This is a genomic window from Pseudoduganella buxea, from assembly GCF_009720835.1.
Classification (GTDB): domain Bacteria; phylum Pseudomonadota; class Gammaproteobacteria; order Burkholderiales; family Burkholderiaceae_D; genus Rugamonas; species Rugamonas buxea.
In genome coordinates this window covers 21433-35976 of record NZ_WNKZ01000069.1, presented here as the reverse complement: position 1 = coordinate 35976, position 14544 = coordinate 21433, and the positions used below count along the sequence as shown (strand labels likewise).

The 14544-nt window shown below is 63.0% G+C and carries 14 protein-coding genes and 2 rRNA genes; 12 read left to right on the top strand and 4 right to left on the bottom strand.

Features of this window, described 5'->3' with window-relative positions; all coding sequences use genetic code 11:
- Both GM672_RS20160 and rrf read left to right on the top strand, forming a co-directional pair.
- A 23S ribosomal RNA gene (locus tag GM672_RS20160) occupies nt 1-1382 on the top strand; the annotation flags it as partial.
- A 116-nt stretch (nt 1383-1498) separates the two neighbouring features.
- A 5S ribosomal RNA gene (rrf, locus tag GM672_RS20155) occupies nt 1499-1611 on the top strand.
- A 237-nt stretch (nt 1612-1848) separates the two neighbouring features.
- Here the strand turns inward: rrf and GM672_RS20150 are convergent.
- The 4 genes from GM672_RS20150 to GM672_RS20135 form a co-directional block, all read right to left on the bottom strand.
- Nucleotides 1849-2199, bottom strand: coding sequence for a DUF1840 domain-containing protein (locus GM672_RS20150; RefSeq protein ID WP_155472327.1), 351 nt, complete (start codon nt 2197-2199; stop codon nt 1849-1851).
- Between the two features lie 76 nt (nt 2200-2275).
- Nucleotides 2276-2779 carry a hypothetical protein gene (locus tag GM672_RS20145; RefSeq protein ID WP_155472326.1) on the bottom strand — a complete coding sequence of 168 codons (504 nt, stop codon included), beginning with the start codon at nt 2777-2779 and terminating at the stop codon, nt 2276-2278.
- A 54-nt stretch (nt 2780-2833) separates the two neighbouring features.
- On the bottom strand, nt 2834-4351 hold the full coding sequence (locus GM672_RS20140) for a YifB family Mg chelatase-like AAA ATPase (protein WP_155472325.1): 1518 nt from the start codon (nt 4349-4351) through the stop codon (nt 2834-2836).
- Between the two features lie 96 nt (nt 4352-4447).
- Nucleotides 4448-4702, bottom strand: a complete 255-nt coding sequence (locus tag GM672_RS20135) for an accessory factor UbiK family protein (protein ID WP_170300162.1) — start codon at nt 4700-4702, stop codon at nt 4448-4450.
- A gap of 207 nt (nt 4703-4909) precedes the next feature.
- Between GM672_RS20135 and GM672_RS20130 the strand changes: the two genes are divergently transcribed.
- The 10 genes from GM672_RS20130 to metW all read left to right on the top strand — a co-directional run bounded on the left by GM672_RS20130 (nt 4910) and on the right by metW (nt 14485).
- A complete protein-coding gene (locus GM672_RS20130) occupies nt 4910-5665 on the top strand; it encodes a TorF family putative porin (RefSeq protein WP_155472324.1) in 756 nt (251 codons plus the stop codon).
- 12 nt (nt 5666-5677) lie between these two features.
- Nucleotides 5678-6016 carry a P-II family nitrogen regulator gene (locus GM672_RS20125; protein ID WP_155472323.1) on the top strand — a complete coding sequence of 113 codons (339 nt, stop codon included), beginning with the start codon at nt 5678-5680 and terminating at the stop codon, nt 6014-6016.
- Nucleotides 6017-6029: 13 nt separating this feature from the next.
- The gene (locus GM672_RS20120; protein WP_155472322.1) at nt 6030-7559 is read left to right on the top strand and encodes an ammonium transporter; all 1530 of its coding nucleotides are present in this window, start codon (nt 6030-6032) and stop codon (nt 7557-7559) included.
- A 123-nt stretch (nt 7560-7682) separates the two neighbouring features.
- A complete protein-coding gene (gene gshA / locus GM672_RS20115) occupies nt 7683-8981 on the top strand; it encodes a glutamate--cysteine ligase (protein WP_155472321.1) in 1299 nt (432 codons plus the stop codon).
- Nucleotides 8982-9099: 118 nt separating this feature from the next.
- On the top strand, nt 9100-10050 hold the full coding sequence (gene gshB, locus GM672_RS20110) for a glutathione synthase (protein WP_155472320.1): 951 nt from the start codon (nt 9100-9102) through the stop codon (nt 10048-10050).
- 25 nt (nt 10051-10075) lie between these two features.
- Nucleotides 10076-10477, top strand: coding sequence for a PTS sugar transporter subunit IIA (locus GM672_RS20105; RefSeq protein ID WP_155472319.1), 402 nt, complete (start codon nt 10076-10078; stop codon nt 10475-10477).
- An 81-nt stretch (nt 10478-10558) separates the two neighbouring features.
- Nucleotides 10559-10828, top strand: a complete 270-nt coding sequence (locus GM672_RS20100) for an HPr family phosphocarrier protein (protein WP_155472318.1) — start codon at nt 10559-10561, stop codon at nt 10826-10828.
- A 45-nt stretch (nt 10829-10873) separates the two neighbouring features.
- On the top strand, nt 10874-12625 hold the full coding sequence (gene ptsP / locus GM672_RS20095; protein ID WP_155472317.1) for a phosphoenolpyruvate--protein phosphotransferase: 1752 nt from the start codon (nt 10874-10876) through the stop codon (nt 12623-12625).
- 115 nt (nt 12626-12740) lie between these two features.
- Nucleotides 12741-13877 (top strand): homoserine O-succinyltransferase MetX, encoded by a 1137-nt coding sequence (gene metX, locus GM672_RS20090; RefSeq protein ID WP_229417839.1) that lies wholly within the window; start codon nt 12741-12743, stop codon nt 13875-13877.
- Nucleotides 13874-14485, top strand: a complete 612-nt coding sequence (metW, locus tag GM672_RS20085) for a methionine biosynthesis protein MetW (RefSeq protein ID WP_155472315.1) — start codon at nt 13874-13876, stop codon at nt 14483-14485. Before metX ends, metW begins: the two co-directional genes overlap by 4 nt.
- Nucleotides 14486-14544: the final 59 nt, after the last annotated feature.

Genomic DNA, 14544 nt, shown 5'->3' with positions numbered 1-14544 from the left:
TAATTCAAGGGATTGGGACGAGCGAACTTGTTCGCGAAGCAATCGGAAGTGGTTCCAAGAAAAGCCTCTAAGCTTCAGTCATACGAGACCGTACCGCAAACCGACACAGGTGGGCGAGATGAGTATTCTAAGGCGCTTGAGAGAACTCGGGAGAAGGAACTCGGCAAATTGGTACCGTAACTTCGGGAAAAGGTACGCCCCGGTAGCTTGGTCACTTTACTGTGATAGGGCGAAAGGGTTGCAATAAACTGGTGGCTGCGACTGTTTAATAAAAACACAGCACTCTGCAAACACGAAAGTGGACGTATAGGGTGTGACGCCTGCCCGGTGCTGGAAGATTAAATGATGGGGTGCAAGCTCTTGATTGAAGTCCCAGTAAACGGCGGCCGTAACTATAACGGTCCTAAGGTAGCGAAATTCCTTGTCGGGTAAGTTCCGACCTGCACGAATGGCGTAACGATGGCCACACTGTCTCCTCCCGAGACTCAGCGAAGTTGAAGTGTTTGTGATGATGCAATCTACCCGCGGCTAGACGGAAAGACCCCATGAACCTTTACTGTAGCTTTGCATTGGACTTTGAACCAATCTGTGTAGGATAGGTGGGAGGCTTTGAAGCGGGGACGCCAGTTCTCGTGGAGCCAACCTTGAAATACCACCCTGGTTTGTTTGAGGTTCTAACCTTGGTCCGTAATCCGGATCGGGGACAGTGCATGGTAGGCAGTTTGACTGGGGCGGTCTCCTCCTAAAGTGTAACGGAGGAGTTCGAAGGTACGCTAATTACGGTCGGACATCGTGATGATAGTGCAATGGCATAAGCGTGCTTAACTGCGAGACCGACAAGTCGAGCAGGTACGAAAGTAGGACATAGTGATCCGGTGGTTCTGTATGGAAGGGCCATCGCTCAACGGATAAAAGGTACTCTGGGGATAACAGGCTGATTCCTCCCAAGAGTTCATATCGACGGGGGAGTTTGGCACCTCGATGTCGGCTCATCACATCCTGGGGCTGTAGCCGGTCCCAAGGGTATGGCTGTTCGCCATTTAAAGTGGTACGTGAGCTGGGTTTAAAACGTCGTGAGACAGTTTGGTCCCTATCTGCCGTGGGCGTTGGAAATTTGAAGGGGGCTGCTCCTAGTACGAGAGGACCGGAGTGGACGAACCTCTGGTGTACCGGTTGTCACGCCAGTGGCATTGCCGGGTAGCTAAGTTCGGAAGAGATAACCGCTGAAAGCATCTAAGCGGGAAACTTGCCTTAAGATGAGATTTCCCAGAGCCTTGAGCTCTTTGAAGGGTCGTTCGAGACCAGGACGTTGATAGGTCAGGTGTGGAAGTGCAGTAATGCATTAAGCTAACTGATACTAATTGCCCGTAAGGCTTGTCCCTATAACCTTGACGGTTATATGCATTTGCCAGTGTTTGAGCACTACCCCAAAAAACTACTTCTTCCAGATTCAAGACTGCAGCTGCTCCATCGAGAGCTGCGGTCTGTACAAGTCATGCCTGATGACCATAGCAAGTCGGTCCCACCCCTTCCCATCCCGAACAGGACCGTGAAACGACTTTGCGCCGATGATAGTGCTGCAACCAGTGTGAAAGTAGGTTATCGTCAGGCTGTTATATAGAGAAACCCCTGTTGGCTAACGCCAGCAGGGGTTTTTTGCATTCAAGGCTGCTCCATCGCCGGCCCGGTATTGCCCCCTGCCGGCTGATGCCGGCAGGGTTTTTGCACATCCGTCTGCCCAAACCACAGCCCGGTATTGTCCCTTAGCTGAAGCTGGCGGGGCCTATCGCATTTGAACGTCTACATTGCGACGCCAGGGAATTGGCGTCGCGAGTACTGAACGGCCCTTCAAACACCCCAGATAATATCGGCGCCCTGGTCGCGTGCGGTGCGCAGCATTTCCAGCAGGGGATAGGCGCGCTGGGCGAAGGCAACGTGGTTACGCTCGGCGATTTCCGGCGTTTCGCCTTCATCGGGCAAGGTATGGGCGTGGGTATGGGTGGCGTGGTCGGCCTCGACTTCCGGGTGCAACTTGCTCAGCGCAACTTCCTGCTCCAGCAACTGCACCGCCTGTGCCGCCTCGGTGGCCGTGATGACACCGCGGCTGGCATTCTTGTTCAGCAGGTCCAGGATGCGCTGTGCGTGTTCCTGGTACATGGTGAGATCTGCCGACGACTTCGATTTGAATGTGATTAACATGGCGCTTCCTGACTTTGTTGTTTTAGTGGTTTAACGATATCACGACTGGTCGAAAGCAGATTGTGCGGCGGTGCGCTTAATCGGGCGTGAACGACTGGAGGAAGGTGGTGACGTCTTCCTTGCCCACTCCATTGGCTGGCCCCACGACGACGACCTGGTAGACCCGCGTGCCGCGTACCATGAACCTGCCGTTCAAGGCCATCGGCTGGCCGTTGCGGCTGCCTTTCGCCTCGACGGTAAAGGCGCCGTCGCGCGTGGCCTCCACCGCATCGGTGGCGCCGATATTGCGTACCATGGCTTTCTTCATGGCCTGGACGGCCAGTTGGGCCTTGTCCGGGTCCGGCAATTCGGCGCTGCCGACGGCGAACAGCGTGCCGTCGATGTCGACGGCTGCCATCGTCATGTCCGCATTCTGTCCGTCCAGGTTGACCGGGCGCGTATGCGTGGCCGGCTTGCCGGGGAACAGCACGGCATACGGTGCCTTGCTGCCGCGGTAGTCGCGCCAGTCGAACTTGGGACTGCAGGCGCACATGGCCGCGACAACGCAGCAAATCACCAGTTTCGGGAAGCGGAAGTTCATGCTGCGATGGTAGCAGCGTGGACGCGCGCGCGCCACCGCGGCGCACTGGCCTGTTCAGGATTGGTGCAGGGCGCGGCGGAACTGGATGGCTTCGGCCACATGTTTCTCCAGCACGGCGCCAGAGCCCGCCAGGTCCGCCACGGTCCGCGCCACCCGCAGCACGCGGTGGTAGGCGCGGGCGGACCAGTGGAACTGCAGCATGGCCTTGTGCAGCATGTCCTGCCCGGCCCGCTCGGGCTTGCAGTGCCGGTCGATTTCGCGCGACGTCAGGTGGCAGTTGGCCTTGTGTTGCCGCGTCATCTGGCGGTCCAGCGCCGCTTCCACCCGCCTGGCGATGGCCGACGACGGCTCTGCCTCCGAGGGATCGTGGAGGAACTCGGCCGGTACCGGGCCCACCTCGATCTGCATGTCGATACGGTCTAGCAAGGGGCCGGAGATGCGGTTGCGGTAACGGGCGACGGCATCGGGCGTGCAGCGGCATTGGGCAATGGGATGGCCCAGGTAACCGCAGGGGCAGGGATTCATGGCCGCCACCAGCTGGAAGCGGGCGGGAAAGTCGGCCTGGCGCGCCGCGCGCGAGATCGTCACGCGGCCCGATTCCAGCGGCTCGCGCAGCACTTCCAGCACGCGCCGGTCGAATTCCGGCAATTCATCGAGGAACAGCACGCCGCAGTGGGCCAGCGAAATCTCGCCGGGGCTGGGTACGCCGCCGCCACCGACCAGTGCGACAGCGGACGACGTGTGATGGGGTGAGCGGAACGGCCGTTGTTTCCAGGTCGATGCGAGGAAGCGGCCCGTCACGGATTGCACGGCGGCCGCTTCCAGCGCCTCGTCGTCCGTCATCGGCGGCAGGATGCCGGCGAAGCGGGAAGCCAGCATGGTCTTGCCCGCACCGGGCGGCCCCATCAGCAGCACGCTGTGTCCGCCCGCCGCCGCCACCTCCATGGCCCGCCTGGCATGCTGCTGGCCCTTGATGTCGGCAAAATCCGGATAGGCCAGCGGCGGCGCCGCCCGGCTGGCCTTGTAGCGGCCCAGGCGCAGGCTCGCGTCCGCGGCGCAGAAGTGATTGCATACCTCCAGCAGCGAGCCGGCCGGATAAATGGCCGCACCTTCCACCAGTGCCGCTTCCTCGGCATTCGCCGCAGGCAGGACGAATGCGCCGGCACCGCCACCGTTGGCGCGCTGCATGGCAAATGTCATGGCCAGTGCGCCCCGGATAGGGCGCAGTTCGCCCGTCAGCGACAGTTCGCCGGCAAATTCATAGCGGGATAAGGCGGGGCCGGGCACCTGCCCCGAGGCTGCCAGGATGCCCATGGCGATGGGCAGGTCGAAGCGGCCCGATTCCTTGGGCAGGTCGGCCGGGGCGAGATTGACGGTGATGCGGTGGGCGGGCATGTCGAAGCCCGCGTTCAGGATGGCGGCGCGCACGCGGTCGCGCGACTCCTTCACTTCCGTGTCGGCCAGGCCGACGATATGGAACGCCGGCAAGCCATTTGCCAGGTGGACTTCGACGCTGACTTGCGGTGCTTCCATGCCGGCCAGCGCGCGGCTTCGAACGACGGCCAGGCTCATGACTTCCCCGCTGCGGCTCCTAGACCAGTCGATCGTAGAGCCTTGCGGCGCGGCGCGTTTGCGCCGCCGCAAGGGGAAGGGCGGCCGGGTCCGTGCTTACAGGGGGGTCTTCTCCGCCGCCAGTTTCGCTTCCAGTTCGGCCAGGCGGGTCTCCAGCAGTTCCAGGCGGGAGCGGGTCTTGGCCAGCACTTGGGCCTGGATGTCGAATTCCTCGCGGGTGACGAGGTCCAACTTCGAGAAGCCCTGCGTCATCATCGACTTGACGTTCTTTTCGATGTCTTTCGCGGGCGAATTCTGGATGGCGTGGTTGATCTTGTTTTGCAGGTCGTTGAAGAAGGCGTTCATGTCCACGATGGGCTCCAGGTGAGGTGTTCCCTTGTCCGCACCAGAGTAGTGCGGCGCCAGAGATTATTTGGTGCGAAACGCATGGCTTCTCCCCTCTTCAGCAGCTATCGATACAGCAACATTGCTGGCACGCATTCTGCTTAGTAAGGGAAAGCATTGACGATCAAGCTGAATTTTAAACCGCAATAAAAGTTCACTCCAAAGGAAATCGCCATGAAATACCCAAGCAAGCACCTGTCCCTCGCTGCACTCGTGCTGGCAAGCCTTGCCGCAGGCCAGGCCGGCGCGCAGGAAGCGGCCGCAGCGCCCCAGGGGAAACCGGATAACGAGATCACGTATAACGCGGCCGTGACAACCGATTACCGTTACCGCGGCATCTCGCAGACCCGCCTGAAACCGGCCCTGCAGGGCGGCGCCGACTGGGTCAACAACCCGACCGGTTTCTATGCCGGCACGTGGCTTTCCACCATCAAGTGGGTCAAGGACGGCGGCGGCGACGGCAGCGTCGAGTGGGATATCTACGCCGGCAAGCGCGGTGAGCTCGGCTCGGGCGTCACCTACGATGTCGGCGGCCTGGGCTATGTCTACCCGTCCAACTCGCTGCCCACCAGCGCCAACACCTTCGAATTGTACGGCCAGCTCGGGTACGGCCCCGCCACCCTGAAATACTCGCACTCGCTGACCAACCTGTTCGGCTTTGCCGACAGCAAGAACAGCCAGTACCTGGATGCCTCCGTCAACCAGGAAATCGCCCAGGGCTTCGTCCTGAACCTGCACGTGGGCCGCCAGAAAGTGAAACACAATGGCGCCGCCGACTACACGGACTGGAAAGTGGGCGTGACGAAGGACTTCGGCGTCGCCACTGTGGCGCTGGCGTATGTCGACACGAATACCGAGAGCTATCTGGCACCGAATGGCAAGAACCTCGGCAAGTCCGGCGTGGTACTGACCGTCTCCAAAACCTTCTAAACGAGGCCTGCAATGAAAATGATTACCGCCATCATCAAGCCCTTCAAGCTGGACGAGGTGCGCGAAGCCCTGTCCGCCATCAACGTGCAGGGCATTACCGTCACCGAAGTGAAGGGCTTCGGCCGGCAAAAGGGGCACACCGAGCTGTATCGTGGTGCCGAGTATGTCGTCGACTTCCTGCCGAAGACGAAGATCGAAGCGGCCGTGGACGACGCCATCGTCGACCAGGCCATCGAAGCCATCGAAAGCGCTGCCCGCACCGGCAAGATCGGCGACGGCAAGATTTTCGTGTACAACCTGGAACAGGTGATCCGTATCCGTACGGGCGAAACCGGTAACGACGCGCTCTAACAAGGGGAAACGAATGAAAAAAACTATAACAACATGGCTGGCGGGGATCGCTGTCCTGATGGCGCTGGGCAGCTCGGTCCCGGCCTGGTCGCAAGACGCCCAGCCGGCCGTGGCCCCCGCCGCCGCGACGGCACCGGCAGAAGCTGCCCCGGCCGCTGCTGCGCCGGCTCCGGCCGCCGCCGCACCGGAGGCACCGGCTGCACCGGCCGCCGCGCCCACGCCGAACAAGGGTGACACGGCCTGGATGTTCGCCGCCACCTTGCTCGTGATTATGATGTCGATTCCCGGCCTGGCCCTGTTCTACGGCGGCCTGGTGCGTACCAAGAACATGCTGTCCGTGCTGATGCAGGTCTTCACGATCTTCTCGCTGATCATCGTGCTGTGGTGCCTGTACGGCTATTCGTTCGCCTTCACCCAGGGCAATGCCTTTATCGGTTCGGGCGACCGCGCCTTCCTGGCCGGCATCTATGACGCCGCAAAGGGCACCTTCGCCTACGGCGCCACGTTCAGCAAGGGCGTCGTCATTCCCGAATTTATCTTCGTTGCCTTCCAGGGCACGTTTGCCGCCATCACCTGCGGCCTGATCGTCGGCGCCTTCGCCGAGCGCGCCAAGTTCGCCGCCGTGCTGGCCTTTATCGTCATCTGGTTCACGTTCGCGTACATCCCGATGGCCCACATGGTCTGGTTCTGGACGGGTCCGGATGCCATCACCGATGCCGCCTCCGTCGGCACCGAAGCGGCCAAGGCCGGCTTCATCTGGCAAAAAGGCGCGCTCGACTTCGCCGGCGGCACCGTCGTGCACATCAACGCCGCCGTGGCTGGCCTGGTGGGCGCGTACATGATCGGCAAGCGCGTCGGCTACGGCCGCGAATCGATGGCACCGCACTCGCTGACGTTGACGATGGTCGGCGCCTCGCTGCTGTGGGTGGGCTGGTTCGGCTTCAACGCCGGCTCCGCGCTGGAAGCGAACGACGTGGCAGCCCTGGCCTTCCTGAACACCTTGCTGGCCACCGCCGGCGCGGCCGTGTCGTGGCTGTTCGCCGAGTGGATCTTCAAGGGCAAGCCTTCGATGCTGGGTGCCGCCTCCGGCGCCGTTGCCGGCCTGGTTGCCGTGACGCCGGCGGCGGGCTTCGTCGGCCCGATGGGCGGCTTGGTCATCGGCCTGCTCGCTGGTATCATCTGCCTGTGGGGCGTGAACGGCCTGAAACGCATGCTGGGCGCGGACGACTCGCTGGACGTGTTCGGCGTGCACGGCATCGGCGGCATCCTGGGCGCCATCCTGACGGGCGTGTTCGCGGCGCCGTCGCTGGGCGGCCAGGGCATCTGGGACTATGTCGCCAACAAGGGGTCGGCCGACTATTCGATCGCCGGCCAGGTGATGACGCAGGCCACGGCCGTCGGCATCACGATCCTGTGGTCCGGCATCGTTTCCGTGATTGCCTATAAGCTGGTCGATCTCGTCATCGGTCTGCGCGTGCCGGAAGAGCAGGAGCGCGAAGGCCTGGACATCACCAGCCACGGCGAGTCGGCCTACCACGGCTGAGTCGTCCGGCAACAGCGAAAGCGCCCCGATGGGGCGCTTTTTTGCTTTTTAAACCTTTAAATTGCCGGTTTTGCCCCGACTTGGTGAATTCGCATTCCGCTCGACCGACAAAAGGATGTAAGCATGGTTCCCCACCTCGTCACGGCCCAGACCGGACCGCTGCTCGACCTCGAAGAAAAAATCCTCGCCGCCACGCCAGCCATCGAGCGCTGGTTCCGGCTGGAATGGCAGGAGCACACGCCGCCGTTCTACTGCTCCGTCGACCTGCGCAATGCCGGCTACAAGCTGGCCCCGGTGGATACCAACCTGTTCCCGGGCGGCTTCCATTATCTGGCCTCGGAAATGCTGCCCCTGTCGGTGCAGGCCGCCATGGCCGCCATCGACAAGTACTGCCCGGATGCACGCAACCTGCTGTTGATTCCGGAAACCCGCGACCGCCACCCCACGTACCTGGAAAACATCGCCCGGCTGATGCAGATCTTCCGCCAGACGGGCCTGCACGTGCGCCTGGGCACCTTGAACCCGGACATCACGCAGCCGACACCGCTGGCCCTGCCGGACGGCAATATGCTCGTCATCGAGCCGCTGGAGCGCTCGGCCAACGGCCGCCGCCTGGGCCTGAAGGACTTCGACCCGTGCACGATCCTGCTGAACAACGACCTGTCGGCCGGCATTCCGGACATCCTGCAGAATATCCATGAGCAGAGCCTGCTGCCGCCGCTGCACGCGGGCTGGGCCCTGCGCCGCAAGAGCAACCACTTCACGGCCTACGACGAAGTGGCCAAGAAGTTCGGCAAGCTGATCGGCGTGGACCCGTGGATGGTCAACCCCTTCCACGCCAAGTGCGGCGAAGTCGACCTGCAGACGGGCGAGGGCCAGGAAGTGCTGGCCGGCCACGTCGACGCCGTGCTGGCCAAGATCCGCAAGAAATACAAGGAATACGGCATCAAGGAAAAACCCTTCGTCATCATCAAGCCGGACGCCGGCACCTACGGCAAGGGCATCATCACGATCCGCGACGCGGCCGAGCTGAAGGACCTGTCGCCGGCCCAGCGCGAGCGCATGTCGGTGGTCAAGGACGGCAAGGCCGTGACGGACCTGAATATCCAGGAAGGCGTGCCCACCTTCGAGAGCATCAAGGATGCCGTGGCCGAGCCGGTGGTGTACATGATCGACCGCTACGTCGTCGGCGGCTTCTACCGCGTGCACGCGGAACGGGGCATCGACCAGAACCTGAACGCGCCCGGTTCCCAGTTCGTGCCGCTGGCATTTGCCCAGCAGCATGCGATTCCCGACTTGAAGGCCAAGCCGGGCACGGCCGCGCCGAACCGTTTCTACGTGTATGGCGTGGTGGCGCGCCTGGCCCTGCTGGCGGCCTCGCTGGAGATGGAGCGCACCGATCCGAATCCCGAAGTGTACTGATCCAGGCAGGTCACTGGCCGCGCTTCTGCCCGAGTTCTGCCCGAGTTCTGCCCGCCATGCACCGATGCTGGGCAGGAAACTCGGCTAAAATCAGTCATTACTTCGAATGGATGCGCCAATGAAAATCGCTTTCCTCGCCGACCCGCTGGCAAGTTTCAAGATCTACAAGGATTCCACCTATGCCATGATGGCCGAGGCTGCCAAGCGCGGCCACCAGGTGTACGCCTTCCAGCAACGCGACATGGCCCTGCGCGACGGCATCGTCAGCGCCCGGGTGGCCCGGATCACCTTGCACGACGACCAGGACAACTGGTACACGGCGGCACCAGGCGAGGAAGTGCGGCTGGGCGAATTCGATGCCATCCTGGAACGCAAGGACCCGCCGTTCGACATGGAATACGTCTACGGCACCTACCTGCTGCAACTGGCCGAGCGCCAGGGCGCCAAGGTCTTCAACAAGCCGTCGGCGATTCGCGACCACAACGAAAAGCTGTCCATCGCCCAGTTCCCCCAGTTCACGGCGCCCACCCTCGTCACGTCCGATGAAGTGCGCCTGCGCGCCTTCCAGGCCGAGCACGGCGACGTCATCCTGAAGCCGCTGGACGGCATGGGCGGCGCCGGCATCTTCCGAGTCAAAGAAGACGGCCTGAACCTGGGCTCCATCATCGAGACGCTGACGGAAAACGGGCGCCGCACCATCATGGTGCAGCGGTATATCCCGGACATCGTCAAGGGCGACAAGCGCATCCTCGTCATCGGCGGCAAGCCCGTGCCGTTCTCGCTGGCCCGGATTCCCCAGGGCAGCGAAATCCGCGGCAACCTGGCCGCCGGCGGCATCGGCGTGGCCCAGCCCTTGACCGAGCGCGACCGTGAAATCGCGGAAGCCATCGGCCCCGAGCTGGCGGCACGCGGCTTGTTACTGGTAGGATTGGATGTGATCGGCGACTACCTGACGGAAGTCAACGTCACCAGCCCGACCTGCTTCCAGGAAATCACGCAGCAGTCCGGTTTCCACGTCGCGGCCATGTTCCTGGACGCCGTGGAAGCCCAGGCCGGGTCGGCCCAATGAAGCGCGGCATCACGCTGGACATGCCATGGTAGGAATTTTGCTTATGACACACGCGCCGCTGGGAGAAGCCTTCCTGGCGGCCGTGTCGCACGTATTTCGCGGCAAGATCGATCACCTGGAAGCCATCGACGTCGTGGCCGACCAGGACCTGGGCGATGTCCAGCAACTGGCCGCGGCGGCGATCAAGCGCCTGGACGACGGCGCCGGCGTGCTGGTGATCACCGACGTGAAGGGCGGCACGCCTGCCAACTGCTGCAACAAGCTGGCCGATGCGGGCCACGTGGAAGTCATCGCCGGCATCAGCCTGCCGATGCTGCTGCGCGCCATCACGTACCGTACCGACACGCTCGACGTGGTGGTGGAGATGGCGCTGGCGGGGGCGCAGAGCGGCGCCGTGCGGGTCGACAACCGCATCCGGGTGCAGTAACGAATCAAGGTAACGACAGGGTAACCGCCGCGGAGACCGGCGGCGACGAACGCAGCGCATTGAAGTGAAAAGACAGAGAATATGATTCAGCAAGAACTCGAAATTATCAACAAGCTGGGATTGCATGCGCGTGCCTCCGCCAAGTTCACACAACTGGCTGCCAAGTACAAGAGCGACGTCTGGCTGTCCCGCAACGGGCGGCGCATCAATGCGAAATCCATCATGGGCGTCATGATGCTGGCAGCCGGCAAGGGTGCCAAGGTAACCCTGGAAGCAGATGGCGCCGACGAAGCAGACTGCATCAGCGCCCTGTCCGCGCTGGTCAACGACAAGTTCGGCGAAGGCGAGTAAATGCCGTTTGACCGCAGCCGTTCCCCCTTCCACGCAGGAGCTTCGATGGCATCGTTCACGTTGCACGGCATTCCGGTCTCGCGCGGCATCGCCATTGGCCGTGCCCACCTGCTCGCGCCCGCCGCGCTGGACGTCAAGCACTACCTGGTGGCGGAAGAGCACGTGGAAGCGGAAGTGCAGCGGCTGCAGACGGCCATCGCCGCCGTCCACCGCGAACTGCAGACGCTGTGGAACGAGCTGCCGAAGGACGCCCCGACGGAACTGGGCGCCTTCATCGACGTGCACGCGCTGATCCTGTCGGACCCGATGATCTCGGAGGCACCGCTGGACATCATCCGCGGGCGTCACTACAACGCCGAATGGGCGCTGGTGACGCAGATCGAGGAACTGTCGGCCCAGTTCGACGAGATCGAGGATGCCTACCTGCGCGAACGCAAGGCCGATATCAGCCAGGTCGCCGAACGGGTGCTGAAGGTGCTGATGGGCAGCGAGCCGCTGGCCCTGCCGCAGACGGGCAATCCGGCCGAGGACGAATTCATGGCGCAGATGGTCGTCATCGCCCACGACATCTCGCCGGCCGACATGCTCAAGTTCCGTGACCGCTCCTTCATCGGTTTCGTCACCGACGTGGGCGGCCAGAACTCGCACACGGCCATCGTCGCGCGCAGCCTGGACATCCCGGCCGCCGTCGGCGTGTCGCAGGCCTCGAGCCTGATCGAGCAGGACGACTGGGTCATCATCGACGGCGAAGCCGGTGTCGTCATCGTCAGCCCCAGCGCGCTGGTACTGGAGCAGTACCGCGAGCGCCAGCTGGCGGCGCTGCGGGCCCGCAAGAAGCTGTCGAAGCTGAAGAAGACCCCGGCCGTCACGAAGGACGGCACCGCCATCACGCTACTGGCCAATATCGAGCTGCCGGACGACTGCGGCCCCGCACTGGAAGCGGGCGCCAACGGCGTCGGCCTGTTCCGCTCCGAGTTCCTGTTCATGGGCCGGGCGGCAAATATGCCGTCCGAGGACGAGCAGTTCGAGCAGTACCGGCGCGCCGTGACGGCCATGAAGGGCCGCCCCGTGACGATCCGCACTCTCGATATCGGCGCGGACAAGCCGCTCGATCCGACCGAGCACACGGCCCTGAACCCGGCCCTGGGCCTGCGCGCGATCCGCTACTGCCTGTCCGAGCCGCAGCTGTTCCTGATGCAGCTGCGCGCCATCCTGCGCGCGTCCTGCTACGGCAAGGTGCGCATCCTGATCCCGATGCTGTCCCATGCCTTCGAGATCGACCAGTCGCTGGCCATGATCGAGCAGGCCAAGGCCCAGCTGCGCGAAGCGAACATGAAGTTCGACCCGGGCGTCGAAGTGGGTGCCATGATCGAGATCCCGGCCGCCGCGCTGTCACTGCCGATGTTCGTGCGCAAGATGAACTTCCTGTCGATCGGCACCAACGACCTGATTCAGTACACCCTGGCCATCGACCGGGTTGATTATGAAGTGGCGCACCTTTACAATCCCCTGCATCCCGCCATACTGCATCTGATTTCGATGACCATAGCCGCCGGCCACAAGGCCGGTATCGACGTTGCGGTATGCGGCGAAATGGCGGGCGACGTCAAGCTGACCCGCCTCTTGCTGGGCATGGGCCTGCGCGACTTCTCGATGCATCCGGCCCAGCTGCTGTCGGTCAAGCAGGAAATCCTGAACAGCGACATGGGCACGATCGTCCCGCTGACCCGCAAGATACTTCGATCGATGGACCCGGACGGCATCGCGGATGCCGTGCTGGCCCTGCAGACGATGTGAATAGCCAAACCGTGGCGCCTTCATTGCGGCGCCACATCGATGACTGGCCCGTGGGGCCACTGCAGTTCAATCACAACAACTCATGTCCTCGATAGGAATCGTCTCCCCGCAAACGATGGCGTTTGCGGAACCCTTGCAGTTGCAGAGCGGCGCCGTGCTGCGCGACTACCGGCTGATGTACGAAACGTACGGCACCCTGAACGCGGACAAATCCAATGCCGTGCTGGTGTGCCACGCGCTGAACGCGTCGCACCACGTGGCCGGCTACTATGCCGACGACCCGAAAAACGTCGGCTGGTGGGACAATATGGTCGGCCCCGGCAAGCCGCTCGACACGAACAAGTTCTTCGTCATCGGCGTCAACAACCTGGGCTCCTGCTTCGGCTCCACGGGCCCGATGCACGCCAATCCGGCCACCGGCAAGCCGTATGGCGCCGCCTTCCCCGTCGTCACGGTGGAAGACTGGGTGGCCGCGCAGGCGCTGCTGGCCGACCGCCTCGGCATCGACCAGTTCGCCGCCGTCATGGGCGGCTCGCTCGGCGGCATGCAGGCCCTTGCGTGGAGCATCATGTTCCCCGAGCGGCTGCGCCACTGCGTCGTCATCGCCTCCACGCCGAAGCTGTCGGCCCAGAACATCGCCTTCAACGACGTGGCGCGCCAGGCCATCCTGACGGACCCGGATTACCGGGGTGGCGATTTCTACGAATACGGCGTGGTGCCGAAGAACGGCCTGAAGGTGGCGCGCATGATCGGCCACATCACCTACCTGTCCGACGACGACATGGCGGAAAAATTCGGCCGCAAGCTGCGCGGCATCGTCGAAAACGGCGTGGCCGCGCAGGGCAAGTACAAGTTCGGCTTCGGCATCGACTTCGAGATCGAATCGTATTTGCGCTACCAGGGCGACAAATTCTCCGAATACTTCGACGCCAACACCTATCTCCTGATCACGAAGGCACTGGACTACTTCGACCCGGCCCGCCTGCATGACGGCGACCTGGCCAAGACCCTGGCCGGGACGAAGGCCAAGTTCTTCCTCGCGTCCTTCACCACCGACTGGCGCTTCTCGCCCGAGCGCTCGCGCGAGATCGTGCAGGCGCTGCTGTGCAACCGGCGCGAGGTGACGTATGCCGAGATCGACGCGCCGCACGGGCACGACGCCTTCCTGCTGGAAGACGCGCGCTACATGAACCTGGTGCGGGCGTACTACGAACAGGTATGGCAGGAAGTACAGAAGAAGGAGGGCGCATGACGTTTGACGACTTGAAGGCCGCGCGCCCGGACCTGGCGTTCATCGCCCACTGGGTGCAGCCCGGTGCGCACGTGCTCGACGTGGGCTGCGGCGACGGCGTGATGATGGATTACCTGCAAAGCGACAAGGGCTGCAGCGGCTACGGCCTGGAACTGGCCGACGAGCGCGTGCTGGCCAGCACGAAGCGCGGCGTGCGCGTGCTGCAGCAGGACTTCGAGAAGGGCCTGGGCATCTTCGGCGACGATTCCTTCGACACGGTGCTGTGCCTGTCGTCCCTGCAGATGATGAAGCACGTGGAAGACCTGCTGCGCGACATCGTGCGGGTCGGCCACGAGGCCATCGTCTCGTTCCCCAACTTCGCCTACTGGCCGCACCGCATGGCCCTGCTCAAGGGGCGCATGCCGGTGTCGAAGACGCTGCCGTACCAGTGGTACGACACGCCCAACGTGCGCTGCGCAACCATCGAGGACTTCCGCGAGCTGGCCGACGAGGTGGGGCTGGAAGTGATGGAATGCGTGGCGCTGGCCGAAGGGAAGATCGTCAACGTGCTGCCCAACCTGCGCGGCGAGCTGGCCGTGTTCCGCCTGCGGAAAAAGCGCGGCAGTTAAGCTGTGCTATCGTGTCGCCTGCGGCCCCGGAGTACCGAAACGTGATGGCCGCAGGGACG